The following is a 25,706-nucleotide window of genomic DNA, read 5'->3' as shown; positions in this document are numbered from 1 at the left end:
TTCCTCATCATCAAGTCCCATCGGCGGATTCAGAAGACTGACAGGCACAGGCATGAGCAGCAATTGCGAATTTCTCTGGTACATCCCCAACGACGTCAAACCGGGTCATCGCGGCGACTCCACCGTCGCAAACCACAATAGCCTGGAGACGCTTACCAGTCATGCCAGGGCGCTCGAAGATCACGGCTGGAAAGGAGCGCTGATCGGCACCGGATGGGGCCGTCCAGACACCTTCACTGTGGCGACCGCACTTGCCGCCCGCACCACCACTTTCGAGCCGCTGATCGCGATCCGGCCCGGCTACTGGCGGCCGGCGCATTTCGCCTCCGCTGCCGCCACGCTGGATCACCTGAGCGGCGGCCGCGTGCGCGTCAATATCGTGTCGGGCAAGGACAATCTTGCCGCCTATGGCGATAGCGAAGGCGACCAGGCGCATCGCTATGGCCGCACCAAGGAGTTCATGCGGCTCATCCGCAAACTCTGGACGGAAGAGAATGTCTCCTATGAGGGCGAACATTTTCGCGTGAACGACTCCACTGCCGCGCCACGCATCCAGCCTCGCGGTGACCGCCTGCATCCCAAGCTCTATTTCGGCGGTGCATCGGATGCAGCGGAGCGCGTCTCCGCCACGGAGGCCGATGTTCAGCTTTTCTGGGGCGAGCCGCTCGCCGACATCGGTGAAAGGATCGGCCGGCTCAAGGCCTTGAGCAGAGAACTCGATCGAGATCTCCCGCCACTGCAGTTCGGGCTGCGCATCACGACGCTGGTTCGCGACACGACGGAGCAGGCCTGGGCGGATGCCGAAGCGAAAGTTGCCGACATGGCCAAAGGCAACGGTGTTCGCTGGAACGATCATCGGCAATCGGTCGCCGTCGGCCAGAAGCGGCTGTTCGATCTCGCCGCGCGCGGCGAGGTGCTCGATGACAATCTTTACACCGCACCGGGCAAGTTCGGCGGCGGAGGGGCAGGCACCACCTGGCTGGTCGGTTCGGCCGAGGATGTTGCTCGTTCGCTGCGCAAATATCGCGATCTGGGCATCACGCATTTCGTCCTCTCGGACACGCCCTATCTTTCGGGAATCGAACGGCAGGGCACCCAATTACTGCCGCTCCTGCGCGAGCACGTTTCGGCGTGATCCGGCGGCGAAAAAACTGTCCACCTTGAATGGAGGCTCGACGCCGGGCATCTCAGCGTCCACAATAAACATCAGCAAGGTCTGAAAACATAATGCTTCCCAGCCTTTCCAAGCCGCACTTTGTCAATTATGACGATTTCGTGACAATAGACGCATGGAGCTTTGATGCTAGGCTGGTTTCGCAAACTCATGCCACGCGAGGATCGATTCTTCGATCTCTTTGCGCAGCATTCGCGCACGATCGTGGGTGCCGCCGAGGCGCTGAACGCCCTGCTTTCCGGCAATGACATCGAGGGAAAGTGCCGGCGGATCGTCGAGCTCGAAAATGAAGCCGACGATATCACGCGCGACGTGCTGCTTGCGGTGCGCAAGAGCTTCATCACCCCCTTTGATCGCGGCGACATCAAGGATCTGATCATGTCGATGGACGACGCCATCGACATGATGCACAAAACGGTCAAGACCATACGCCTGTTCGAGCAGAAGAGCTTCGATCCCCTCATGCAGCAGATGGGCGAAGTGATCGTCAAGGCAGCACATCTCGTTGCCGAAGCGGTGCCGTTGCTGGATCGCATGGGCACCAATGCCACGCGGCTTGCGACCATCACGGAAGAGATCGTCAAGGCCGAAGGTTATGCCGATGAGCTGCACGAACAGGGCCTGAAGGATCTCTTCCGCACACACGGCGCTTCCAACGCCATGGCCTACATCATCGGCAGCGAGATATATGGCGAGCTGGAAAAGGTCGTCGACCGCTTCGAAGACGTCGCCAATGAGATCAACGGCATCGTGATCGAGAGTGTCTGATGGAGGCCTCGCTCGCCTTTCCGCTGCTGGTGGCAATCATCGCCACAGCGCTGTTCTTCGACTTCCTGAATGGCCTTCATGATGCAGCAAATTCCATCGCGACCATCGTCTCGACCCGAGTTCTGAGGCCGCAATATGCGGTTCTCTGGGCCGCATTTTTCAATTTCATCGCCTTCCTGTTCTTCGGCTTGCACGTCGCTGAGACGCTTGGAACGGGCATCATCGACCCGAAAATCGTCGACGCATCGGTCATCTTCTCCGCTCTTATGGGCGCAATCGTCTGGAACATCGTCACCTGGATATTCGGCATTCCGTCAAGCTCGTCGCATGCGCTGGTCGGCGGACTGATCGGCGCTGGCCTTGCCAAGGTCGGCATCAGTTCGATCGTCTGGCTCGGCGTCCTCAAGACGGCGGGCGCGATCGTCATGTCGCCGCTCATCGGCTTCATGCTCGCGTTGTTTCTGGTGCTTGCCGTGACATGGCTCTTCGTCCGGCAGACGCCGTTTGCCGTCGACAGCACCTTCCGCGTCATGCAGTTCTTCTCAGCCTCGCTCTATTCCCTCGGACACGGCGGCAACGATGCCCAGAAGACCATGGGAATCATCGCGATACTCCTTTACTCCCAAGGATATGGCGGCGGCGCTTTCCACGTCCCCTTGTGGGTGGTTCTCTCATGCCAATCGGCCATGGCTTTGGGCACGCTGCTCGGAGGATGGCGGATCGTGCACACGATGGGTTCGAAAATTACCCGCCTCAACCCGATGCAGGGCTTTTGCGCGGAGACGGGCGGCGCATTGACACTCTTTGCAGCGACCTGGCTCGGAATACCGGTTTCCACGACCCACACGATTACGGGCGCCATCATCGGTGTCGGAGCCGCCCGGCGAGTCTCCGCCGTACGGTGGGGCATTGCCGGCAACATCGTGATCGCCTGGGTCATCACGCTGCCGGCTGCGGCCCTGATCTCGGCGCTCTCCTATTGGATCATTCAACTCTTCCATTGATCGGCGCAAAATAGAAACAGCGCTTAACACCCGAAACCGGAGAGCGAAGTCTGACCTCATTTGTCGGTGATTATACCGCCGTGAGGGTTTTATTGCGCTTGCGATTTATTTATAGGCGAGGCTAAGTATCTTCACCACTTTCTTAGCCTTGCGAAGGTGAGCCATCTTGATGAAACAGCCTGCAGCCCCGGAAAGCCGTCTTTCTTCCACCGAAGTGGAGACACATGCCGAGGCGTTTCAGAAAAGCCGCGACGATCGACGTACGGAATTGATGGAAGATTACGTCGAGCTCATCGCCGACCTGATAGAGCATGCCGGCGAGGCACGTCAGACCGATATTGCACAGAGATTAGGGGTAACGCAGCCGACGGTCGCAAAGATGCTCAAGCGCCTGGCCGAGGAAAACCTGATCACCCAACGCCCCTATCGTGGCGTCTTTCTGACCGAGGAAGGTCAGCGCCTCGCGGTTGCGACCCGGCGACGGCATGTGGTTGTGGAAGCCGTCCTCTGCCGCCTCGGCGTCGATCCCGACACCGCGCGAAACGATGCCGAGGGTATCGAGCATCATGTCAGCGAAAAGACGCTCGAAGCGTTTGAACGCTTTTTAAAGACCTAGCGGTTGCAAATATTACGCAGATTTGACGGTTCATGGCGCCCAAGCGCCTTTTTGGGCACAGTTTTAACAAGAATGAATTGAAAATAAGCCGCGATCGATGGTCCGGCTTGACCCAATATCCGATATCAACGCAAGCTTCACAAATGCTCGTTAAGCAGAACTTAGCGAACTGCCGGCCTTTCTATTTGACATATTGGTTTTATTGCCGGCGCAGGAAATCATGATGAACGCCCAGGATCTTAGCAGTACTATTTTCGACCTTTCCCCCATCGCCATGTGGCTGGAGGATTTCAGTGGCGTCAAGGAACAGTTCGAACTCTGGCGCGCGGAAGGTGTCACGGACCTGCGCTCATATTTGCTTGCAGATGAACAGCGCGTCGCAGCCTGCTCGCAACGGATCAAGCTCCTTGCCGTCAATGCCAAGACGCTGGAACTCTTCGAAGCGCCCTCCTTCGAGGTGCTGGCTGCCAGCGTTTCCAGAGTGTTTCGGGACGAAATGCTGCAAAGCCATGTGAACGAACTGGTCGCCCTCTGGGAGGGCAGGACCGAGTTTTCCGGTACGGCCGTCAATTACACGCTTGGTGGCAGAAGGCTCGATATCCAGCTTCGCGGCGTCATCTTGCCGGGCCACGAGACATCCTGGAGCAGATTGCTGCTGACCACGGAGGACGTGACGGCACGCGAGGAAGCAAGGCGTCTGGAGGAGCGGCAGCGCCGCTATGCAGAAGGCCTGTTCGAGCATTCGCCGGTATCGCTTTGGGTCGAGGACTTCAGTCGTATCAAGATCTTGCTCGACGGCATCCGCAATCGCGGCATCGTCGACTTTCAGGTATTTCTCGACGTGCATCCGGAATTCGTACAGCAATGCATGAGCGAGATCAGCGTGCTCGATGTCAATCAGGCGACGCTTGACCTCTTCTGTGCAGCCGATCGTCAGACCCTGCATCACCGGATCGGCGAAGTGTTCCGAGATGACATGGAAAAGCACTTTCGCGGCCAGTTGGTGGAATTGTGGAATGGTCGCCTTTTCCATCAGCGTGAGGTGCTGAACTATGCACTCGACGGATCGGAGCGCCACGTTCTCCTGCAGTTTTCCGTCTTTCCCGGTTATGAGGACGACTGGTCTCTGGTGCAGGTGGCGCTCACCGACATCACCGCGCGCAAGAAGGCGGAGGCCTATCTCGAATATCTCGGCAAGCACGATGTGCTGACCAGGCTCTTCAACCGCGCCTTCTATATGGAGGAACTTAACAGGCTCGAGCGCAAGTCGCTTCGGCCGGTTTCGGCCATCATCATCGATCTCAACGGCCTCAAGGAGGCCAATGACGAAAGTGGGCACGACGCCGGCGACGCGCTGCTGCGCCGGATGGGCGAGGTGCTGAACAGCGTCGTATCCCTGCCGAACCACGCCGCCCGCATTGGCGGCGACGAATTTGCCATTCTCATGCCCGGCGCGGATGACGTCACGGCTGCCGCGATGGTCGAGACGATCAACGAACTGCTGAAGATCAACAACCAGTTCTATTCGAGCGCGCCGCTCAGCATCTCCATCGGCGTTGCGACGAGTCAACCCGGCGAGACGATGGAATCCATGATCAAGCGCGCGGATCTCGGCATGTACGAACAGAAGAAAGCTCACTACGCCGCGGCCGCCACCACGGGCGCACATCAGGCAAAGCACGGCGCTTGACGCGTCGGGCCTGGAGCTGATGCCGCAATCGGTTGAAATGGCCGATTTTCATGCACCCGATGGCCGGGAACAAAAACCGCGACGTCTCATTTGGCCTTCGGGAAAAGAGGGAACCATCATATGGAAGATCAAACGACCAATGTCGTCGTCGCCACCCGGACCGCACTCGATCAAGCCGCTGCACTTGCCGTCCACTATGGTTTTTCGATCCTCGGCGCCATCATTCTTCTGATCGGCGGCTGGATTCTCGCCGGCATTATCAGCCGCTCGGCCTATCGCGTCATTTCCCGCATTCGCGGCATTGACGAGACCCTGGCGAGTTTCTTCCAGAATGTCCTGCACTACAGCCTGCTGATACTGGTCTTCATCACCGTTTTGGGACAATTCGGCGTTCAGACCGCCTCCATCATTGCCGCTCTCGGCGCGGCCGGCCTGGCGATCGGCCTGGCGCTGCAAGGCACGCTGCAAAATATCGCGGCTGGCATCATGCTGCTGATCCTGCGGCCATTCCGGGTCGGCGAATATATCGAGACGGCCAACGTCAAAGGCTACATCAGGGATATCGGGCTCTTTGCAACGGAGATGAAGACAGCGGACGGCCTCTATCTCATGGCGCCGAATTCCACGCTCTGGAATACCCCCATCATCAACTATAGCCGCGAGCCGGACCGCCGCCAGGAATTGTCCGTCGCCTTGGGCGAAAATGTCGACATCGACCTTGCCCGCAAGACCATTCTCGACGTCTTGAAGGCGGATCAGCGCATCAGGAATGCCCCCGCGCCGAAGGTCTATCTCGACGATCTGGCCGTCGATCAGACCGTCTTGAACATCGAATATTGGACGATCACGGCATCATGGACAGATGTTCGGCATGATGTCGTATCAAGGCTGAAGGCCCGAATCACGGGGCCCGACATCACCATCAAATCACCCACCGAACCTAGTGGGCCGACCGATTGACCCTCTTCGCGCCAAGCCTGCCGCCGGCAGGGAGCTGAACCAGCGGCAGGCTTCGCGAGGCTATAACACCTCGAGCAAGATCGGTCTCTTGCCTGCCTTAAACTTCCATGAGTGGCGTTTGTTCCGCACATAACAGGCAAAGGCTTTACCGGCCCGCCCTACCATTTGACCCGGTAATCAACGCGCAGATTGCCGGCCGGCGTCAAAGTCTCCAGATCGGCGAAGGATGCCGAAAACTTGAGATTCGGCGCCAATGGCTGCTGAAATGAGACCGTGCTGGAAAAGCTGTTGCCCACATCCCTCAGATTGCCGACTGCGGAAAACGAGGTTCCCGTCCATGGAATGGCGAGGGTGACGGCCTGCGTCGCAGTGATGGAATTCGCCGCGTTTCGCGATCCTGCGTAATTCAGGTTCAGGGAGCGGGATGTGCTCATATCCAGGTTTTCGGATACCGTCCAGCTCCGCGAGCGTTCGAGACAAAGAGTTCCCGTGCTGTTGAGAGTATCGACCCTCAGGGCGACTTCGCGACGCCATACGGTCGAAAATCGCCTGTGATCGTCGATCGCCGTACCCCATAGCGTCGCCAGGCTGCTGCTGCGCAGGATCGCGCCGCTCGTGGCGCTACCCAACCCGAGATCCATGCCCGCGCTGACGTCCCATGCCATCGGCAGCCGAAAACCAAGCGTCGTCTTGTACGTTCGCGGCGCGACCTTGACCGGCGACCAGATCATCAGATCGCTGGCTTTGGACACCTGCGGCAGGCTGACACTCGCGAAAAGACCAAGAACGCCACGCAGGACGCGTTTTGACTTGAAGCCCATGCTAAAGCCCGAATTTACCTTGCCCGGACGCGACAATGTCCAGGGCGCACTGAGACAACAGCCAGATACGGAACAATGCCGCATTCTGGCTTCGGATTGATTTTGTTCGCTTAAGCGCCAGCAGATTGCAGCGCATCGGAGCCACAAGATGACGGCATCCGATCGAAGGGAATGACGCCGCTCCAAATCAAGCAGCTCCCTTCGTGCAAAAGATTCCCATCCGCGACGGCGCTTGTAAACCCCTTGGACCGATGTTTTTTGCTGCGTTGCACACATGTCGCGCCTGCGACGTCGCCGCATGAAAGCGACATCATCGCAATGGCCTGAAAAACCGGCCCTCTTCGACCAGTCATGCTTTCGATGGCGGACGATCACATTCCCGCGATCGAATGCCGGCGCGCGACCGAGCGTCAGCAAGGTGGCAGCCATCCATATTCTATCCTGCGCTGACAATATGATGGATATCGGATAGTTTTCCGCTCGAAAGGAAACATCGTTGCGCATTCCGCCCATCATCGTCACGGCACGCGTCCTCCCTGAAGACCTCCTTCCCTTCAATCGCCTTCGTGAGGAGAATTTTCCTTCCGAAGGGAACTTTCTAGAGGCTCATGTGACGATCTTCCACCATCTTCCGGGGCAGCATCTTGCACGCGTGCAGGAACTGGTCGCAGAGCTCGTCGAGGATCGGACGGCGCCGGCGGCCATCGTGAGTGGCGTTCGCCACCTCGGCGCCGGCGTCGCATTTGCAATCGACAGTCCCGGCCTGTTCGATCTGCGCGCCGAAATGATGGGGCTGTTCGGCTCGTGGCCTGGGCCTAAGGACCTGCAGAGGTGGCAACCGCACATCACTATCCAGAACAAGGTGCCGAGAGCAAAAGCGGATGCGCTTTTCTTTCGACTGCGAGGGGAGTTTGAACAGCGCCCGATCAGAATTATCGGAATTGATCTTTCCAGCTATCTGGGCGGTCCGTGGCGGCATGAAGCCACGGTGCCATTCAAATCCTCTGCGGCAGGCAACTAAACACCCAAATTTCAATTCACATCAAACCTGTCTCTGTGGCGTGACCTCGCTCAGGAGCCAGTCCCGAAACGATGTCGCAGTCTCGTTCGTCTGCTTCTTTTCCGGCATCACGACGTAATAGCTGTTCTCGGTCGGCATCGGCAGATTAAACAGCGGCAGAAGCGTGCCGACCCTCAGTTCTTCCTCGATGAGATAGGTCGGCAGAAGCGCCACGCCGAGCCCGGCAATGGCTGCGGCGATGATCATGGAAAACTGGTCGAAGCGCGCGCCGGGATAGGCATTCTCCGTCGGCAACTCCTGCAGATCGAACCATTGGGCCCAAAGCTTCGGGCGCGTCGTCAGATGCAGCAGCGGCGCTCCCGATAGTTCCTGCGGCAAGACAAGAGCCAGCCGTCCGGCAAGTTCCCGGCTGGCAACGGGCAGCACGGTCTCGTTGCAAAGAAAAGTAGCAACCGCGCCGGCCCAGGCCGGTAGGCCATAGTGAATGGCAAGATCGAAATTATCCTCCTCAAAATTGAAGGGCTTGGACCGGGATTCAACCGTGACCGCGACATCGCGATGTTCGTCGAGAAACCGGCCGAGGCGAGGCACCAGCCAGCGCGTGCCGAAGGTCGGCAAGGTCGCGACCTTCAGAGACAATTTCATCTGGCCGGCGGCAACGGCGCCGATCATCAGCCGCTCCGAGCGCAAGAGCAGGTCCTTGACCTCCGGCAATAACCGAAGTCCGGCCTCGGACAGCACGACGCGCTGGCGGACACGCTCGAACAGCTTCAGGCCCGTCTGCTGCTCGAGATCGCTGATTTGCCGGCTGACCGCGCTTTGGGTAAGATTGAGTTCTTCGGCGGCACGCGAAAAATTCTGATGGCGCGCGGCGCATTCGAACGCCTGAAGATTGACGATGTCAGGGATAAGGCGTCGACGCATGGTCATTCCATTTTCGCATCAAGTTAGAATTCTCTCTCACAAGACCAGCTGCCCAACAAGATATATTCTGCTAGATAGGAATGACATAGTCTTTCAGGAAGAGATCGCACATGAAGCCTGATCACGTCTCAACCAGCGATATTCGCAGCGCTTTTTCCGCCGCCATGTCGGCGATGTATCGCGAAGAAGTGCCCGCCTACGGCACGCTGATGGAGCTGGTCGCCCGCGTCAACGACGAAACGCTGGTGGCACAGCCAAGGCTTAAGGAGCGGCTGGAGGCGACGGATTATCTCGATCGCATCTCCGAGGAACGTCACGGCGCCATCCGGCTCGGCACCGCGGCAGAGCTTGCGATGATGGCACGCGTCTTCGCCGTCATGGGCATGTATCCGGTCGGTTATTATGATCTTTCGACCGCCGGCGTGCCGGTTCATTCGACCGCATTCCGCCCGATCGGCGATAAGGAGCTGAAGCGCAATCCCTTCCGCGTTTTCACCTCGCTGCTGCGGCTCGATCTCGTCGCCGACGAAGATCTTCGCAAGGCAGCCGCAGAGATTCTGGCCAAGCGCCGGATTTTCACCGATGGCGCCGTCGCACTGACCGAAAAGGCAGAGCGCGAAGGCGGCCTGAACAAGGGCGACGCCCAGCGCTTCGTCGGCGAGGTTTTGGAGACCTTCCGCTGGCATGACGAAGCCAATGTTGATGCTGGCATGTACCATCGGCTCCACGATGCCCATCGCCTGATTGCCGATGTCGTGTCCTTCAAGGGACCGCACATCAATCATCTGACTCCGCGCACGCTGGATATCGACCAGGTGCAGGCGCTGATGCCGGATTACGATATCGCACCGAAGGCCGTGGTCGAAGGACCGCCGACACGCTCCTGCCCGGTCCTGCTGCGCCAGACCTCGTTCAAGGCGCTGGAAGAACCCGTTTCCTTCCGCAATGCCGATGGCGTCTGGGAAGAAGGCTCGCACACCGCCCGCTTCGGCGAGATCGAACAGCGCGGCATTGCGCTGACGCCGAAGGGCCGCGCGCTTTATGACAAGCTGCTCGATCAGTCGCGCAAGATCGTACGGCCGGCCGCCGATGGATCGAACGCGCGCGATTATGAGGCCGCACTTGCCGAGAGCTTTGCTGAATTCCCGGATGACTGGGCGGCGATCCGCGCTGAAGGCCTCGGCTACTTCACCTATTCGCTGACGGCCAAGGGCAAGACCGCCGCAACGAGCCATGGCGATGTCGACGCGCTGATCGATCAGGGCCTCGTCCAGTTCGATCCGATCGTCTACGAGGACTTCCTGCCCGTCAGTGCTGCCGGCATCTTCCAGTCCAATCTCGGCGATGGCGCGCAGCAGGACTTCGTCGCCAGCCCGAACCAGCAGCGCTTCGAAGCCGATCTCGGCATGAAGGTGCTGAACGAATTTGATCATTACGCCGGCATCGAACAGGCATCGATCGACGCCTGCCTACGAGCCCTTTCCAAACAAGACGCCGCCGAGTGAAGTGATGCGGCGATGACAGCCGCGCACTACCCGGATCAATGCAAGTGGAGTTTCATGAGATGAATATCGCAGCCAAGACCCCTTCCGTCGCAGCCGAAGCTGCCGCCATTCTCGAAAAGCTCGGCGTCGACAAGGCGCTTTATGCTGAGGGCGACATGCCCTCATACTCCCCGGTCACCGGCGAGAAGATCGGCAGCCTCAAGACCGTTTCGGCCGATGAAGCGGCGAAGAAAATCGAGAAGGCGCATGCCGCATTCCGCGCCTGGCGCCTTGTTCCGGCACCGAAGCGCGGCGAACTGGTGCGCCTGCTCGGCGAAGAACTGCGCGCCGCCAAGGACGATCTCGGCCGTCTGGTTTCCATCGAAGCCGGCAAGATCCGCTCCGAGGGGCTCGGCGAAGTGCAGGAAATGATCGACATCTGCGATTTCGCCGTCGGCCTTTCCCGCCAGCTGTACGGCCTGACGATCGCCACCGAACGTCCGGGCCATCGCATGATGGAAACCTGGCATCCGCTCGGCGTCGTCGGCATCATCTCCGCCTTCAACTTCCCGGTCGCGGTCTGGTCGTGGAACGCGGCGCTGGCACTGATCTGCGGCGACGCCGTCGTCTGGAAACCCTCGGAAAAGACGCCGCTGACCGCACTTGCCTCGCAGGCGATCCTCGATCGTGCGCTTGCCCGCTTCGGCGACGCGCCGGAGGGCCTGTCGCAGGTTCTGATCGGCGATCGCGCCATCGGCGAAGTCCTCGTCGACCATCCGAAGGTGCCGCTCGTTTCGGCAACCGGCTCGACCCGCATGGGCCGTGAAGTCGGACCGCGGCTTGCCAAGCGTTTTGCCCGCGCCATTCTCGAACTCGGCGGCAACAATGCCGGCATCGTCTGCCCCTCGGCCGATCTCGATATGGCGCTGCGCGCCATCGCCTTCGGCGCCATGGGTACCGCCGGCCAGCGCTGCACGACGCTGCGCCGTCTCTTCGTCCACAAATGCGTCTACGATCAGCTCGTTCCGCGGCTGAAGAAGGCCTATCAGAGCGTATCGGTCGGCGACCCTCTACACTCTTCCGCGCTCGTGGGCCCGCTGATCGATAAGGCAGCGTTCGACGGCATGCAGAAGGCCATTGCCGAGGCGAAGGCCCATGGCGGCTCCGTCACCGGCGGCGAGCGCGTCGATATCGGCCATGCCGATGGCTATTACGCAAAGCCGGCGCTTGTGGAAATGCCGAAGCAGGCAGGCCCGGTCATGGAAGAAACCTTCGCGCCCATCCTCTACGTCATGCCCTATGACGATTTCGACGCTGTCATCGATGAGCACAATGCCGTTGCCGCCGGCCTGTCGTCCTCGATCTTCACGCGTGATATGCAGGAATCCGAGCGCTTCCTGGCAGCTGACGGCTCCGATTGCGGTATCGCCAACGTCAACATCGGCACCTCGGGCGCTGAAATCGGTGGCGCATTCGGCGGCGAGAAGGAAACCGGCGGCGGCCGCGAATCCGGCTCCGACGCCTGGAAGGCCTATATGCGCCGGGCAACCAACACGGTGAACTACTCCAAGGCCCTGCCGTTGGCGCAGGGTGTCTCCTTCGACATCGAGTAAGTTCCATGACGGTCGCGACCAAAATCGAAGAGGCGGGCTTCAAGCCCGCTTCGCGGATCGCCTCCATCGGCGTTTCCACCATTCTTCAGATCGGCGCGCGCGCCAATGCGATGAAGCGGGAGGGCCTTCCGGTCATCATTCTCGGCGCCGGCGAACCGGATTTCGACACGCCCGACAATGTCAAGGAAGCCGCCAAGGCCGCCATCGATCGTGGCGAAACGAAATATACCGCGCTCGACGGCACGCCGGAGCTGAAGAACGCGATTGCCGGAAAATTCAAACGTGAGAACGGCATCGACTACGCACTCGACGAAATCACTGTGGCGACAGGTGCCAAGCAGATCCTGTTCAATGCCTTCATGGCGTCGATCAATCCGGGCGATGAAGTCATCATCCCGACGCCCTATTGGACCTCCTATTCCGATATCGTCGAGATTTGCGGCGGCGTGCCCGTTCTGATCCCCTGCGATGCTGCCGCGGGCTTCCGCCTGAAGGCTGACCAGCTTGAACAGGCGATCACGCCGAGGACGCGCTGGCTGCTTCTCAATTCGCCGTCGAATCCATCGGGTGCCGCCTATTCCGAGGCTGATTATCGGCCGCTGATCGAGGTGCTGCTGCGCCATCCGCATGTCTGGCTGATGGTCGACGATATGTATGAGCACATCGTCTATGAGGGCTTTCAGTTCGTCACCCCCGTCGCGATCACGCCGAGCCTCAAGAGCCGGACGCTGACGGTCAACGGCGTTTCCAAGGCCTATGCCATGACCGGCTGGCGCATCGGCTATGCGGGCGGTCCGAAGGCCCTCATCAAGGCGATGGCGGTCATCCAGAGCCAGGCGACCTCCTGCCCCTCCTCCATCAGCCAGGCGGCGGCCGTTGCCGCACTGAATGGCCCGCAGGATTTTCTCGAGGGTCGCAAAGCAAGTTTCCAGCGTCGCCGTGATCTTGTGGTCAACAGGCTGAACGCCATTGAAGGCCTGGATTGCCTTGTGCCGGAAGGCGCCTTCTACACATTCTCGGATTGCGCCGGCGTGCTTGGAACGACGACACCGTCCGGAAAGATGATCGAGACGGATGCGGATTTCTGCGCCTATCTGCTCGATGAGGCCCATGTCGCCGTCGTGCCCGGCTCCGCCTTCGGATTGTCGGCCTATTTCCGCATTTCCTATGCGACATCGGAAGCCGATCTCGTCGAAGCGCTTGATCGCATCGAAAGGGCCTGCGCGGCGCTCCGGCGCTAGAGCAGCTGCGACCGACGCACAAAACGGCTGTCCATCCGGAACTGCGTGAAAACAAAGAGATAGAGCATTCCCGTAATTCTGTTTAAAAGCGGGAATGCTCCAATCACCGCGTAAAACGCCGGAAGTCTTCGCATCATGATACCACGCCTCGTTTCGGCGAAAGACAGTTCGCTACATCAGACCGGCGCCTTCGCCCGTCGTCTGTCAGCACTTGGTTTTCAAGGAGATGTTGAGACGGAGGACGGCGCGCGGACAGTCGCCTCGACCGACAATTCCATCTATCAGGTCAAGCCTGCCGCCCTTCTCTATCCACGCGGCGCCGATGATCTGAAAATCATCGCCAAAGCCTTATCTGAACCTGCCTTTTCCGATCTTGTCATCACTCCCCGCGGCGGTGGCACCGGAACGAACGGGCAATCCCTGACCTCGGGCGTCGTCGTCGACTGCTCCCGACATATGAACCGCATCCTGGAGATCGATCCGGTTCGAAAGATCGCCCGTGTCGAGGCCGGTGTCGTCAAGGATCAATTGAACAAGGCGTTGAAACCGTACGGCCTATTCTTTGCGCCAGAGCTTTCCACCTCCGACCGCGCCACCATCGGCGGCATGATCTCCACTGATGCCTGCGGCCAGGGCTCCTGTCTCTACGGCAAGACCAGCAACCACGTTCTCGGCCTTCGTGTGGTGCTTTGCGATGGCAGCGACTGGTGGTCGCGCCCGCTTGGCAATCCCGAGCTGGACGAGATCAAGGCGCGTGACGATCGGATCGGCGAAATTCACCGGGTGGTGGATGCAATCGCTAGGGACAAAAGCGAGCTGATCGCGGCGACCTTCCCCAAGCTCAACCGATACATGACCGGCTATGATCTTGCCCATATCAGGTGCGAGGACGGCCGCTTCGATCTGAATGCAGTGCTGTGCGGCTCCGAAGGCACGCTTGCGATGATCGCCGAGGCCGAACTCAACGTGCTGCCGATCCCGGCGCAATCTGCCCTCATCAATATCCGCTATGATGATTTCAACACGGCGCTCGAAGATGCCAGACGGTTAGTGGCGCTGAAGGTCGCCTCGGTCGAGACAGTCGACGAGAAGGTGCTGGGTCTCGCCAAGGGCGACATCGTCTGGAGCGGCATCGCCCACTTCTTTCCGGAGGATGCGTCCGGCTCGGCCAATGGCATCAATATCGTCGAGGTGCTGGCTGACGATCGCGACGAGCTGGAACGCAAGCTCGCGGATGTCACCGCGGCCCTTGATGACCGTTCTTCCGCGCGTCACAAGGGTTATACGGTCGCCCGCGAAAAGAGCGAGATCGAGGCGATATGGTCGATGCGCAAACGCGCCGTCGGTCTGCTCGGCAATGTCGAAGGGCCGGTGCGGCCGGTGCCCTTTGTCGAGGACACCGCCGTTCCGCCCGAGCATCTGGCCGCTTATATAAGAGAATTTCGCGCCCTACTCGATGCCGAGGGGCTGGATTACGGCATGTTCGGCCATGTCGATGCCGGCGTGCTGCATGTCCGCCCGGCGCTCGATCTCACCCGCGCGGACCATCAGCCGCTCGTCCGGAGGATCAGCGACGGCGTCGTTGCCCTCACCCGCAAATATGGCGGCGTGCTCTGGGGTGAACATGGCAAGGGCGTTCGCTCGGAATATGTCCCTGAATATTTTGGCGAGCTTTATCCGAGCCTGCAGGACATCAAGCGCGCATTCGACCCCGGCGATCGCCTCAATCCCGGCAAGATCGCATCCGGCTCATCCCGCCCGTTGCTGAAGATCGACGAAGTGTCACTGCGTGGCGACTTGGACCGCATCATCGGCAACGACATCCGTGCCGCCTTCGACAATGCAGCCTATTGCAACGGTAACGGCGCCTGTTTCGATTTCGACGCGACAAGCCCGATGTGCCCCTCTTTCAAGGCGACGGGCGACCGGCGCTATTCGCCGAAGGGTCGCGCGGCATTGATGCGCGAATGGCTGCGCCTGCTGGCGGAGCGGAAGATCGATCCGCGGCGAGAGGCGGAAGCTTTGCGCCGCGCCAATCCTTTCGGCAATCTCTCGCGGCGAACCGTGAACTCGCTCAATCCGGCCAATCGCGACGACTTTTCCCATGAGGTGCGAGCAGCGATGGATACCTGCCTCGCCTGCAAGGCCTGCGCCGGCCAATGTCCCGTCAAAGTCAGCGTCCCAGCCTTCAGATCGAAGTTTCTGGAGCTCTATTACGGCCGCTATGTCAGGCCGTTGAAGGACCCGATCGTCGCCGCCATCGAGACTACCCTGCCGCTGATGGCGCGTTTCAAGCTTGGCTACAACCTGCTGACGGGCTCCAGTATCGGCCAGGCCTTGATGCGGCTTGCCGGTCTCACCGCGCTTCCGGCCATGCCTGCCGCATCGCTCGAACGGGAAGCGGCTCGTCTCCGCGTGCAGCTTGCTACTCCTGAACTGTTGGGAAAGCTCTCCGCGGAGGAGCGCACCCAAGCTGTCGTCATCGTTGCCGACGTCTTCTCCACCTATTTTGATCCAGCCGTTGTCATCGCTGCGCTCAAGCTCGCGCTGAAAATGGGCTTCAAGCCGTGGCTCGCTATGTCACCGAGCAACGGCAAGGCCCTGCATGTCCATGGCTATCTCGGCCGCTTCGAGAAGGCGGCGGTGAAATCTCGCGACTATCTCGATCGCATCTCGCAACTGGGCATATCGCTTGTCGGCATCGATCCATCGATGACGCTGACCTATCGCGGCGAATATGCAGCCCTGCCATCCGCCAAGCTGCAGGCGCCGGTGCTGCTGCTTCAGGAATGGCTCGGCGCCAATCTCGACCGATTGCCGCCGCCACAGGCCCTGTCGCAAGAGCGCTTCACGCTGCTTGCCCATTGCACGGAGAAAACGAACGCTCCGGCTGCCCTCAAGCAATGGTCCGTGCTCTTCGGGAAATTGGGAATCAGGCTAGATATGCCCGATGTCGGCTGCTGCGGCATGGCCGGCACCTTCGGGCACGAAGTGCGCAATCGTGCCATCTCGGAAAAGCTTTACGCGATGAGCTGGCAGGACAGGATCGCCGAGAACGGCAATCGGGCCGTCGTCATGGCGACTGGATTTTCTTGTCGTTCGCAGGTCGCCAAGATTGATCATCAAGCCATCCCGCATCCCGTCGAGATCCTCGAACGACTGATAAGTTAGTCTCTGCAGCGCCGTTTCCAAGGGCCAAACACATGTGGCGCCCGAAGGCGCCACATTTCAAAACAGCAATAGGAATAGCCGCTTAGACGGCTTCTTTCATCCTGATCTTCTCGAGGCTGTAAACCTGTCCGAAGCGATTGGCGAGGAAATCGCCGAGATCGATTTCTTCCTGGCAAACGAAGCCCTTGGAGGGCAGCTTGCCCTGAGCGAGAAGATCAAGCACGGTCGTAATGCCGGCTGCGGTGGTGATCTGGATGGCGCTCATCTTCTTGCCGGCAACGATGCCTGCATAGACCTTGTTGGCATAGGTTTCTTGCATGTAGCGGCCCTCGCGCCAACCGCACACGGTGACGAAAACGACGACCACGTCCTGCATGGTGGCCGGCAGCGCGTTCTCGAAGAGATCCTTCAGCACATCGCGGCGGTTCTTGAGGTTGAGGTCGTTCAGCAGCGCCTTGATGATGGCCTGATGGCCGGGATAGCGGATGGTGCGGTAGTTCATCGTCCGCACGCGGCCAGCCAGCGTCTTGGCGAGCGTGCCGAGGCCGCCAGACGTGTTGAAGGCTTCGTAGGTGACGCCGTCGAGCGAGAACTCCTCGCGCTCTTCCATGGCCGGCACGGTCACGAGCTTGCCTTCGACGATCGCTTCGCAGGGCTCGATATATTCGTTGATGAGGCCGTCCGTGCTCCAGGTCAGATTGTAGTTCAGAGCGTTGGAGGGATACTGCGGCAGCGCGCCGACGCGCATGCGCACGCTGTCGAGGCTGTCGAAATGCTTGGTAAGATCATTGGCGACGATCGAGATGAAGCCCGGCGCAAGTCCGCATTGCGGGATAAAGGCGGTATTTGCTCCCTGAGCCAGTTCCTCGACCTTCTTGGTCGTGGCCACGTCTTCGGTGAGGTCGAGATAATGAACGCCGGCTTCAAGTGCCGCTTCCGCGACGAAACCTGTGAGATGGAACGGGGCGGCCGACAGAACGGCGAACTTGCCCTTCAGAACGCCTACGAGCCCGGCGCGGTCGGCAATATCGACGGCGGCGGTGGAAATCGCGGGGTGACGGTCGATCTTGTCGAGCTGTTCCTGGCTGCGGTCGGCGACAACGACCGTGTAATCGCCTGTTTCCGCCAGCATCAGAGCGATCGCCCCACCGATCTTGCCCGCACCGATGACCACTATGTCTTTCATATGACTCCCCTGCATTTCATTGATAAGGTTTTTATAAGTGTAGGTAGGAGTTGAACGATTCATAGCGACGAAAAATGCATTTCGCTGTATAAATCTATACAAATTGACGAATAGAATTTGCAAAATGCAGGAGTCGCCATGCAGGTCACCGATAAGGACCGCGAACTGATCGCCTTGCTCGGCCAGAATGCCCGAATGCCTGTCGCGACTCTCGCCAAAAAGCTTTCGCTGTCGCGCACCACCGTTCAGGCGAGGCTCGAGCGGCTGGAGCGAGAAGGCGTGATTGCGGGCTATGGCGTGCGGCTGTCGGAAACCTATCTATCGGGCCTCATTCGGGCGCATGTACTGATCACGATCGCGCCGAAGGCATTATCAGCCGTGACCGCATCGCTGAATGCTATCCCCGAGGTAACGACGCTTCATTCCGTCAGCGGCACATTCGATCTGATCGCTATCATCGCAGCACCGTCGATCTCCGAGCTGGATCAGCTGATCGACGGCATCGGCACGATCGACGGCGTCGAACGCACCCTGTCATCCATCATCCTTTCGACGCGGATCTCGCGTTGAAAGTGACCGATCATGCGATCGAGACCGGCTCGACTTCGGGCGTGGTGGAGAGGACAGCCTCCTTCAAAGCCCGCGAATAGGGATGCTGCGGATTATCCAGAACCGCACGCGCACCGCCCTGCTCGACGATCTCGCCCTTCTTCATGATGATGATGCGATCGCTGATGTAATAGGCAGTCGCCAGATCATGGGTGATGTAGATGATCGATAGCCCCAGCTCCTTCTTCAGCTGGCCGAAGAGATTGACGATCGCCATTCTCAGGGAAGCATCCACCATCGAAACCGGCTCGTCGGCTACCAGCAGACGGGGCTGCGGTATGAGCGCGCGGGCGATTGCGGTTCGCTGCAGCTGGCCGCCCGAAAGCTCATGCGGAAACCGCCCCTTCACCTCGGCAAGCGTCAAGCCGATATGGGCAAGCGCCTCGTCGGCCATGCGCTCGACATCCGCCCGACTTGGCCTCACGCCGGTCGGCGCGAAATTCCTTGCCGTTTCAAAAAGATATCGATCAACCCTCTTGAGGGGGTTGAACGCTTCGAACGGATTCTGAAGGACCGGCTGTACCTCCCGCATGAAGGCGCGCCGCTCGGACCGGCCATGAATGGCCACCGGTCTGCCGCGAAAATTCAGGCTGCCCGATGTCGGCGCCGTCTGGCCGAGGATCATCGACGCAATGGTGGATTTGCCGGAGCCTGACTCGCCGACGATCGAAAGGATTTCCGGCTCCTCTCCGAGGCTCAGATTGACATTGCGAACCGCCACGATCTGGCGCCGGCTGAGCATGCCGCCCTGACGATAGACCTTGCTGACATGCGAGAGTGAAAGAAGATCGCTCATCGCCCTCCTCCCGTCACCGCGAAGCAGGCTACGCGTCGATCCGGCTCTACCGCCACCATGGGCGGCACTTCGCGGCTGCAGATGTCCATGCGCTTCGGACAGCGTGGATGAAAACGGCATCCTTCCGGCGGCATGGCAAGATTGGGTGGTCGTCCTTCCAGGGAAGGCCGCGTCGAGGCATCGCCGATCCGCGGCAGGCTTGCGACCAGATGCTGCGTATAGGGATGGAGCGGCAGGTGGAAAAGCTTGCGCGTCGGTGCCTCCTCCACCAACCGGCCGGCATAGACGATACCGATGCGATCGGAGACTGCGGCGTGAACGCCCATGTCGTGGGTGACGAACAGGAAGGAGGACCCCATCTCGCGCTGTATTTCGCGGATCATCTGCAGCACGTCGCGCTGGACGATAACATCGAGCGCCGTCGTCGGCTCGTCGGCAATGATGAATTCCGGCGTCAGGATGGTCGCAAGCGCGATCGTCATGCGCTGGCGCATGCCGCCCGACAATTCATGCGGATAGGCATCGAGAAGATTCGCATCGAGCTTCAGCCGCTGGAGATGGGCGCCGACGCGGTCGAAGAAGGTGGCGCGATCGGCCTTCATATGACGGAAGGCAAAATCGATGAACGAGTGCCGGATGCGTCGCACCGGATTGAGCACGTTCATCGATCCCTGCATGATATAGGAGAGATGCCGCCAGCGAAGCGCCGCCCGCTGCTCAGGCGTCATCGCATAAATATCCTGCGTTGCGCCATTGAAGTGAAATTTGACCGCACCGGAGACGACACGAAGCGGCGGTCGGATCGCGCCCGCAATCGTCTTGATCAACGTCGTCTTGCCGCTGCTCGATTCACCCGCAACGCCGTAGATCTCACCGCGGCCGATCGACAGGCTGATATCATCCACCGCACGCACTTCGCGATCGACGCCGTAGAGGAAGGCCCGATAATAGGCCTTGAGGTTATTGACCTCGACGACAGCCTCCATGCCTAGCCTCCCATCCGGTTCAAACGACTGCGCGGATCGTTGTATTCATTCATCGACATCGACAGCAGGAAGAGCGCCATGAACAGCACCACGATGGCGGCGACGGGTGCCGCAACCCACCACCAGGTGCCGGCGATCAATGCCGAATGCGCATTGGCCCAATAGATCATCATTCCCATGGTCGGCGTTTCGATGTCAGTGAAACCCAGCACCGCAAGCGTGATCTCCATGCCGATCGACCAGATCATGTTGTTCATCGTCGTGGCGAAGACGATCGGCAGCACATAGGGCAGATGCTCCTCCACGAGGATCTTGCGCATGCTCATGCCGGAATAGACGCTTTGCGTAGTGAAGGGTCGCGTTTTCAGGCTGATCGCCACCGAACGGATCAGGCGCGCGTCATAAGACCAGCCGAGCGACGCCATGACCAGGATCAGCACCGTCCAGGTCATTTCGTCCTTGAGCACGAAATAGAAGAGGACCAGCAGCGGAAACTGAGGAACGACCATGATGCTGTCATTGATCGCCATCAGCACGCGATCGACGGTGCCGCCGGCGTAGCCGGCCACCAGCCCTACGACCAACGAGATGATGCGGGACAGAAAGGCAACGCCGATGCCGAAATAAAGCGTGTTGCGAAGTGCGACAGCGAGCTGCCAGAAGACATCCTGGCCGCGCGATGTCGTGCCCAGCCAGTATTGTCCATCCGGCGGCATGTCGGGCGGCAGCAGATAAAGATCGGAAGAGCCGTAAGGCGAAAAATAAGACAGGATCACCATTCCGACAATCACGGCAAACAGCAGCAGACCGCAAAGGAATTCCGCATTCTGGCGAGCAAGGTCGCGAACGATCGTCAGCATGGCCTACTCCACCTTGATGCGCGGGTCGATCAGCGGACCCAATATGTCGATGATGAAGACCGCGGCGGCGACGCCGACAATCGACAAAGCGCTAAGCCCCAGGACAAGGCTGTAATCGCCGGCATGGACGGCCGAAATCAGAAGATTGCCGATACCGGGATAACCGAAGACGATCTCGGTGATGACGGTGCCGTTGAAGACGGCGCCGAGCGACATGGCAAGGCCGGTAAACTGCGGCACCATGGCGTTGCGGGCGATGTAGGAGCGCAAAATCCTACGCTTCGGCACGCCGCCGAGCTCGGCGAACACGACATAATCCTCGGTGATGATATTGGAGACCAGCGCCCGCATGCCGATAAGCCAGCTGCCTGTCCCGACAAGGATCAGGGATAACGCCGGCAGGATGGAGTGGCGCAGAATATCGAGCACCAAAGCAAAGGACAGCTGCAGATTGGTGTTCATCTCGTAACCGCCGTTGATCGGCAGGATCGGCCAGATATAGCCGAAGAGAATGATCAGGACGAAGGCCAGGATGTAATAGGGTATCGGCTGCATGGCGATGAAAACGAGACTGACCGCCTTCAGCAGCGTATTCTTGCGATAATAGCCCGCCAGCGCGCCGATCATATTGCCGATCAGAAATGTGATGATTGTCGAAACCGTCATCAAACCGATTGTCCAGGGCAGCGCCCTTGCAATGATGGCGGAAACCGGCGTGGGAAATGCCGAGAGCGACGGTCCGAGATCGCCTGTCGCAAGGCGTGCCCAGAAATGCAGATATTGCTGCCAGATCGAGCCCCCGATGCCGTAGAGTTCCCGCAGGGACTCGCGCATCAGTTCGACGGCGCGGGGATCCGATTGCCCCATCTGCTGAATGGCGCCGATGCTTTCCTCGACCGGATCGATCGGTGTCAGATGCGTGATGAAGAACGTCGCAGATATGCCGAGGAAGACGACGAGCAGAAACTGGCCAAATCGTTTCAATACGAAAACTGGATAAGACGTCATTCCGTCGTTTTCCTTACTGCTCGCATTTCATCTCTTATCGAAAAGATCGCCGGACCCGTTTCGCGCCCGGCGACAGGTGCCTGGCGCGGCGCATCAGCCGCGTCAGGGTTGGGAGAATTAAGGCTGCGCCGGCTTGAGCTTCACCATCATCAACCGCGAGTTCGCCCAATTCGGAACGGGGTCGGTGTAGGGATCCGCTATCGTCGGATAACCCTTCCAGTAGGTCGTATCCATCGACGTGAAGACGTTGTAGGACATCAGGGGAATGGTCGGCATTTCACGGGCGACCAGTTTCAGATAGTCCTTGCCGAGTTCGATACCCTTCGGATCGTCTGCGCTGATGCGGCGGATGTTTTCGATGATCTTGTCGAGCTCGGGATTGGACCAGCGCTGCCAGTTGCGCGGCGCCTGGTTTTCGCCCTTCTTGGCAACGAACTGCGAATGCCAGCTGTCGAGGAAGAAGGATAGATCCGGATCACCGCCCCAGGTCTCGACGCTCCAGGCGATGGCAACCTGATAGCTGCCGGGCTGCAGTGCCACTTGCCAGAGGTTTGTGGTGGGTGCAGCCTTGGAGTCGATGCCGAAGGCCGCCCATTGCTGGGCAATCAGGGTCCCGGCGCGGGTGAAGACCGAGCGGGTGTCGCCTTCGACCGTCAGACGGATCTTGAAGGGCTGCCCATCGGGCGTCATCCATTTGCCACCCACCTTCTTGAAGCCTGCCTTTTCCAAAAGCTCCGCAGCGGCCTGCGGATCGGGCTTCCACCAGCCATAGCCGAAGGCAGCACTGATGGCGGCCGGATCGGTCGGAATCTGATCTTTGAACTTCGGCTGCTTGCGCAGCAGATCGGCAATCTGCTGACCGACCGTCGGATCGTAGGGCTTGATCTTGCGCTTGCCGGTATCGATCTCGAAATTCTTCAGCCAATCCTGCATCGGTGCCTGATAGTCCGTCATGGCAATCGCCGTCGGCGGAACGCCGAGCGCCGAAAGCGTGGCGGCGCCACGATAGCTCGCCATGTCGACGGCCTTGATATCGATGAGCAATGCCAAGGCCCAGCGCACATCGGCATTCTGGAACAGCGGATCCTGATTGTTGAAGATCACAGCCGGCAGCGTCGGATCCGGATGCGCGAAGGGGAAGCCGGGGAACCAACTTTCGACGGTCTTCGACTTTTCCTTCAGCGTGAACATGCCTTCCGGCGTGTTGTCGTGAATGATATCCAGATTGTGCTCGATCTGCGCGATGGTGCGCTTATCCGGCGGACCGGGATCGACATAGCTCACATATTTCGGAGCCGGCTCGCCAAAGCGGGCAAGCGAAGTGCGCTGCCAATCGTCACGCTTCTCCCAGGTGTACCATTTGCCCTGCGGATCGTAGGCCTTCAGCTTATAGGCGCCGAGCGAGACGGGATTGGCATTATCATAACGAACGGGATCGGCGACCTTCTCGAAGACATGCTTAGGCATGATCCACGCGCCGTTCCAGCGAACGGTGAAGATGGCGTGAAAGCGTGAATTCGGCTTCTTCAGCTTGAAGACGACGGTATAGGGATCCGTTGCCTCGACGCTGGCGACCTGAACCGAAAAGGCAGCACTCCAGACCATGCCGGGATGGTCCATCTGCGTCTTGACGGTGTAAACCACGTCATCGGCGGTGAACTCGACGCCGTCGCTCCAGTAGATACCCTTGCGCAGCTTCACCGTCATTTGGGTGAAATCATCATTATACTGCGGCTTGTCGGCAGCGAGCGAATTGTCCCAGGCGGAGCCGCCCAGGCCCTTTTCCGGATCGATATACCAGAGCGTATCCATGGTCAGCTGCTGCAAGCCGGTCGAAACGCCGCCGCCGCCATTGACCCAGATATTGAACCAGCCCGGATTCTTAATCGTTCCCTCGGGGTTTTCGACGATCAAGGTCTCCTTGCGAGGCAAAGAGGTATAGTCCTGAGCCTTGGCTGCCGCGACGAGGCCGAACGTGGCCAGTGCGACACCGAAGGCAAGCTTCTTCCACTGTTGCATCATCTCCTCCCATTCTTATCGACTGTGCGGCCTACCCAAACAATGGGAAACGGGCCGCGACGTTCACGCCTTTTCCCGGTGGGCCGCGCACGCTGCGCGGCAACCAGGCCTGCAACAGGCTGTCGGCCGCCTCCTCGCGACCGTTCGGCCATTTTCTCCGCCGGAGCAGATCGGCTCCGGCTACCGGCTGTCACACGGCCAGCCGGATCACCGTGTAAGACAAAGGCTTCAACGTGGCACGAAGCCGGCCATCCTCGATTTTGGCGTCCCCCGTGTTGGTCGGGACGACGGCATTCGGCTGCGCTGCCGTATTGGTTGCCTGCAGATCGCTGTGGACCATTTCGTGCTGCTCGACGACACGGGCTCCGGCAAAGCCTTCAAGACGTGTGTCCAGATCGAGCGCGCTGTCGGGATGACGGTTGACCGCGAACAGCGTCACCATCTTACCGAGATCGTCATGCACGGCTGATACGTCGAGATAAGGCACGTCGTCGGCCTCGTCGCTGTCATAGGTCGGGCCGTCAGTGATGAGACGCAGCGCATAACCGCGACCGTATTTCGAGGCGAAATAGAGCGGATAATAGATAGTTTGCCGCCACGCGGGACCGCCATCTTCCGTCATGATTGGCGCGATGACGTTGACGAGCTGCGCTATGCAGGCAATGCGCACGCGGTCGGAGCGGCGAATGAAGGTGTTGAGAATGCCGCCGACCTGCAGCACGTCTTCGAAATTATAGACATCTTCCAGCAGGTGCGGCGCATCCGGCCATTCATCGCGGGCGAGGATGTCCTTGTCCTGCTGGTTGGAATGATACCAGACGTTCCATTCGTCGAAGGAAATGCCGATCGTCTTCTTCGACCGCTTCTTCGCTTTGATATAGTCGATGACGCCGCCGATGGTGACGATATAGCGATCCAGCTTCTCGGCCTTGGCGAGATAGTTCAGCGTATTCTTTTCGCGATTGGCGAAATACATATGCAGCGAGATATGATCGGCGCTGTCATAGCACTCGTCCAGAACCTGCGCTTCCCAATCGGGATAGGTCTTCATATCGGAATTCGACGAGCCGCAGACCACCAGTTCGAGAGATTTGTCGAAACCGCGCATGGCCTTGGCGGTCTCGTCGGCCAGGCGGCCATATTCATAGGCAGACTTGTGACCGACCTGCCAGGGACCATCCATTTCATTGCCCAGGCACCAGAGCTTCACGCCGTGCGGATCGGACCAGCCGTGCTTGCGCCGCAGATCCGACCAGTATGTGCCGCCCGGATGATTGCAATATTCGAGGAAGTTTCTCGCCGCATCCAGACCGCGCGAGCCGAGATTGACTGCCAGCATCGGCTTGGTATTGGCCTTTTTGCACCAATCGACGAATTCATTGACGCCGATCTGGTTGCTCTCACGCGTCCGCCAGGCAAGATCGAGACGCACGGGGCGCTCGGATCGCGGCCCGACGCCATCTTCCCAATTATAGGCTGAAACGAAATTACCGCCCGGATAGCGGCAATAGGGCGAGTTGAGCTCGCGCACGAGCTCAATCACATCCGTGCGAAAACCGTGCTCGTCGGCGGTTGGATGGCCCGGCTCATAGATGCCGCCATAGATCGCCCGGCCCAGATGCTCCAGAAAAGAGCTGTAGAGCCGATCATCGATGTCGGCAATTCGGAAATCACGGTGGACGATCACATGCGCCTTCACGGCCTTCCTCCCATATATATCAGATATTTCGTTCTTATACCTTGATCTTGATACAC

The 25,706-nt window shown here is 59.4% G+C and carries 21 protein-coding genes; 12 read left to right on the top strand and 9 right to left on the bottom strand.

All coding sequences use genetic code 11. The features are described from left to right. The first annotated feature begins 52 nt into the window (after positions 1 to 52). The 6 genes from PH552_RS08655 (at position 53) to PH552_RS08630 (ending at position 6,212) form a co-directional block, all read left to right on the top strand. A complete protein-coding gene (locus tag PH552_RS08655; protein WP_169643224.1) occupies positions 53 to 1,135 on the top strand; it encodes an LLM class flavin-dependent oxidoreductase in 1,083 nt (360 codons plus the stop codon). Between the two features lie 165 nt (positions 1,136 to 1,300). Then, positions 1,301 to 1,942 carry a DUF47 family protein gene (locus PH552_RS08650; RefSeq protein WP_113250421.1) on the top strand — a complete coding sequence of 214 codons (642 nt, stop codon included), beginning with the start codon at positions 1,301 to 1,303 and terminating at the stop codon, positions 1,940 to 1,942. Beyond that, positions 1,942 to 2,946 carry an inorganic phosphate transporter gene (locus tag PH552_RS08645; protein ID WP_112344905.1) on the top strand — a complete coding sequence of 335 codons (1,005 nt, stop codon included), beginning with the start codon at positions 1,942 to 1,944 and terminating at the stop codon, positions 2,944 to 2,946. The genes PH552_RS08650 and PH552_RS08645 overlap by 1 nt, the downstream gene beginning before the upstream one ends. Positions 2,947 to 3,115: 169 nt before the next feature. Next, positions 3,116 to 3,562: a manganese-binding transcriptional regulator MntR gene (gene mntR / locus PH552_RS08640; protein WP_112344904.1), complete on the top strand. Its 447-nt coding sequence runs from the start codon at positions 3,116 to 3,118 to the stop codon at positions 3,560 to 3,562. Between the two features lie 223 nt (positions 3,563 to 3,785). Further along, entirely contained in the window at positions 3,786 to 5,252 is a 1,467-nt protein-coding gene (locus tag PH552_RS08635; protein WP_169643226.1) for a sensor domain-containing diguanylate cyclase, read from the top strand. Between the two features lie 120 nt (positions 5,253 to 5,372). Continuing rightward, the gene (locus PH552_RS08630; protein WP_113250423.1) at positions 5,373 to 6,212 is read left to right on the top strand and encodes a mechanosensitive ion channel family protein; all 840 of its coding nucleotides are present in this window, start codon (positions 5,373 to 5,375) and stop codon (positions 6,210 to 6,212) included. 158 nt (positions 6,213 to 6,370) lie between these two features. Here the strand turns inward: PH552_RS08630 and PH552_RS08625 are convergent, their stop codons facing one another. Next, positions 6,371 to 7,033 (bottom strand): hypothetical protein, encoded by a 663-nt coding sequence (locus PH552_RS08625; RefSeq protein WP_113250481.1) that lies wholly within the window; start codon positions 7,031 to 7,033, stop codon positions 6,371 to 6,373. A gap of 496 nt (positions 7,034 to 7,529) precedes the next feature. On the opposite strand from PH552_RS08625, the gene PH552_RS08620 reads away from it, so the two are divergent. Beyond that, a complete protein-coding gene (locus PH552_RS08620; RefSeq protein ID WP_113250424.1) occupies positions 7,530 to 8,054 on the top strand; it encodes a 2'-5' RNA ligase family protein in 525 nt (174 codons plus the stop codon). A gap of 21 nt (positions 8,055 to 8,075) precedes the next feature. On the opposite strand, the gene PH552_RS08615 is transcribed toward PH552_RS08620, so the two are convergent. Then, on the bottom strand, positions 8,076 to 8,984 hold the full coding sequence (locus tag PH552_RS08615) for a LysR family transcriptional regulator (protein ID WP_113250425.1): 909 nt from the start codon (positions 8,982 to 8,984) through the stop codon (positions 8,076 to 8,078). Between the two features lie 104 nt (positions 8,985 to 9,088). Between PH552_RS08615 and hglS the strand changes: the two genes are divergently transcribed. The 4 genes from hglS (at position 9,089) to ydiJ (ending at position 16,487) form a co-directional block, all read left to right on the top strand. Then, a complete protein-coding gene (gene hglS / locus PH552_RS08610; protein ID WP_113250426.1) occupies positions 9,089 to 10,483 on the top strand; it encodes a 2-oxoadipate dioxygenase/decarboxylase HglS in 1,395 nt (464 codons plus the stop codon). Positions 10,484 to 10,542: 59 nt separating this feature from the next. Further along, positions 10,543 to 12,075: an L-piperidine-6-carboxylate dehydrogenase gene (gene amaB / locus PH552_RS08605; RefSeq protein ID WP_113250427.1), complete on the top strand. Its 1,533-nt coding sequence runs from the start codon at positions 10,543 to 10,545 to the stop codon at positions 12,073 to 12,075. 5 nt (positions 12,076 to 12,080) lie between these two features. Next, positions 12,081 to 13,316 carry a pyridoxal phosphate-dependent aminotransferase gene (locus PH552_RS08600; RefSeq protein ID WP_285165821.1) on the top strand — a complete coding sequence of 412 codons (1,236 nt, stop codon included), beginning with the start codon at positions 12,081 to 12,083 and terminating at the stop codon, positions 13,314 to 13,316. A gap of 135 nt (positions 13,317 to 13,451) precedes the next feature. Beyond that, positions 13,452 to 16,487 (top strand): D-2-hydroxyglutarate dehydrogenase YdiJ, encoded by a 3,036-nt coding sequence (ydiJ, locus tag PH552_RS08595; protein WP_285165819.1) that lies wholly within the window; start codon positions 13,452 to 13,454, stop codon positions 16,485 to 16,487. 82 nt (positions 16,488 to 16,569) lie between these two features. On the opposite strand, the gene PH552_RS08590 is transcribed toward ydiJ, so the two are convergent. Continuing rightward, a complete protein-coding gene (locus PH552_RS08590; RefSeq protein ID WP_112344895.1) occupies positions 16,570 to 17,673 on the bottom strand; it encodes a saccharopine dehydrogenase family protein in 1,104 nt (367 codons plus the stop codon). A gap of 138 nt (positions 17,674 to 17,811) precedes the next feature. Here PH552_RS08590 and PH552_RS08585 point away from each other — a divergent pair, with 138 nt between their 5' ends. Further along, a complete protein-coding gene (locus PH552_RS08585; protein ID WP_041678395.1) occupies positions 17,812 to 18,243 on the top strand; it encodes an Lrp/AsnC family transcriptional regulator in 432 nt (143 codons plus the stop codon). Between the two features lie 10 nt (positions 18,244 to 18,253). Here the strand turns inward: PH552_RS08585 and PH552_RS08580 are convergent, their stop codons facing one another. The 6 genes from PH552_RS08580 to arfA all read right to left on the bottom strand — a co-directional run bounded on the left by PH552_RS08580 (position 18,254) and on the right by arfA (position 25,650). Then, entirely contained in the window at positions 18,254 to 19,078 is an 825-nt protein-coding gene (locus PH552_RS08580; protein ID WP_183760890.1) for an ABC transporter ATP-binding protein, read from the bottom strand. Beyond that, entirely contained in the window at positions 19,075 to 20,064 is a 990-nt protein-coding gene (locus PH552_RS08575; protein WP_112344893.1) for an ABC transporter ATP-binding protein, read from the bottom strand. The genes PH552_RS08580 and PH552_RS08575 overlap by 4 nt, the downstream gene beginning before the upstream one ends. 2 nt (positions 20,065 to 20,066) lie before the next feature. Continuing rightward, positions 20,067 to 20,924, bottom strand: a complete 858-nt coding sequence (locus tag PH552_RS08570) for an ABC transporter permease (protein WP_112344892.1) — start codon at positions 20,922 to 20,924, stop codon at positions 20,067 to 20,069. A gap of 3 nt (positions 20,925 to 20,927) precedes the next feature. Next, positions 20,928 to 21,932: an ABC transporter permease gene (locus PH552_RS08565; RefSeq protein WP_112344891.1), complete on the bottom strand. Its 1,005-nt coding sequence runs from the start codon at positions 21,930 to 21,932 to the stop codon at positions 20,928 to 20,930. 117 nt (positions 21,933 to 22,049) lie between these two features. Continuing rightward, on the bottom strand, positions 22,050 to 23,951 hold the full coding sequence (locus PH552_RS08560) for an ABC transporter substrate-binding protein (protein WP_112344890.1): 1,902 nt from the start codon (positions 23,949 to 23,951) through the stop codon (positions 22,050 to 22,052). Between the two features lie 190 nt (positions 23,952 to 24,141). Beyond that, on the bottom strand, positions 24,142 to 25,650 hold the full coding sequence (arfA, locus tag PH552_RS08555) for an arabinosylfuranosidase ArfA (protein WP_285165818.1): 1,509 nt from the start codon (positions 25,648 to 25,650) through the stop codon (positions 24,142 to 24,144). Between the last annotated feature and the right edge of the window lie 56 nt (positions 25,651 to 25,706).

The sequence above is a fragment of the Rhizobium aureum genome (genome assembly GCF_030182495.1).
In the GTDB taxonomy this organism is placed as follows: domain Bacteria; phylum Pseudomonadota; class Alphaproteobacteria; order Rhizobiales; family Rhizobiaceae; genus Rhizobium; species Rhizobium tropici_C.
The sequence above is the reverse complement of the archived record's forward strand: the minus strand, read 5'-3'. Positions and strand labels throughout refer to the sequence as shown.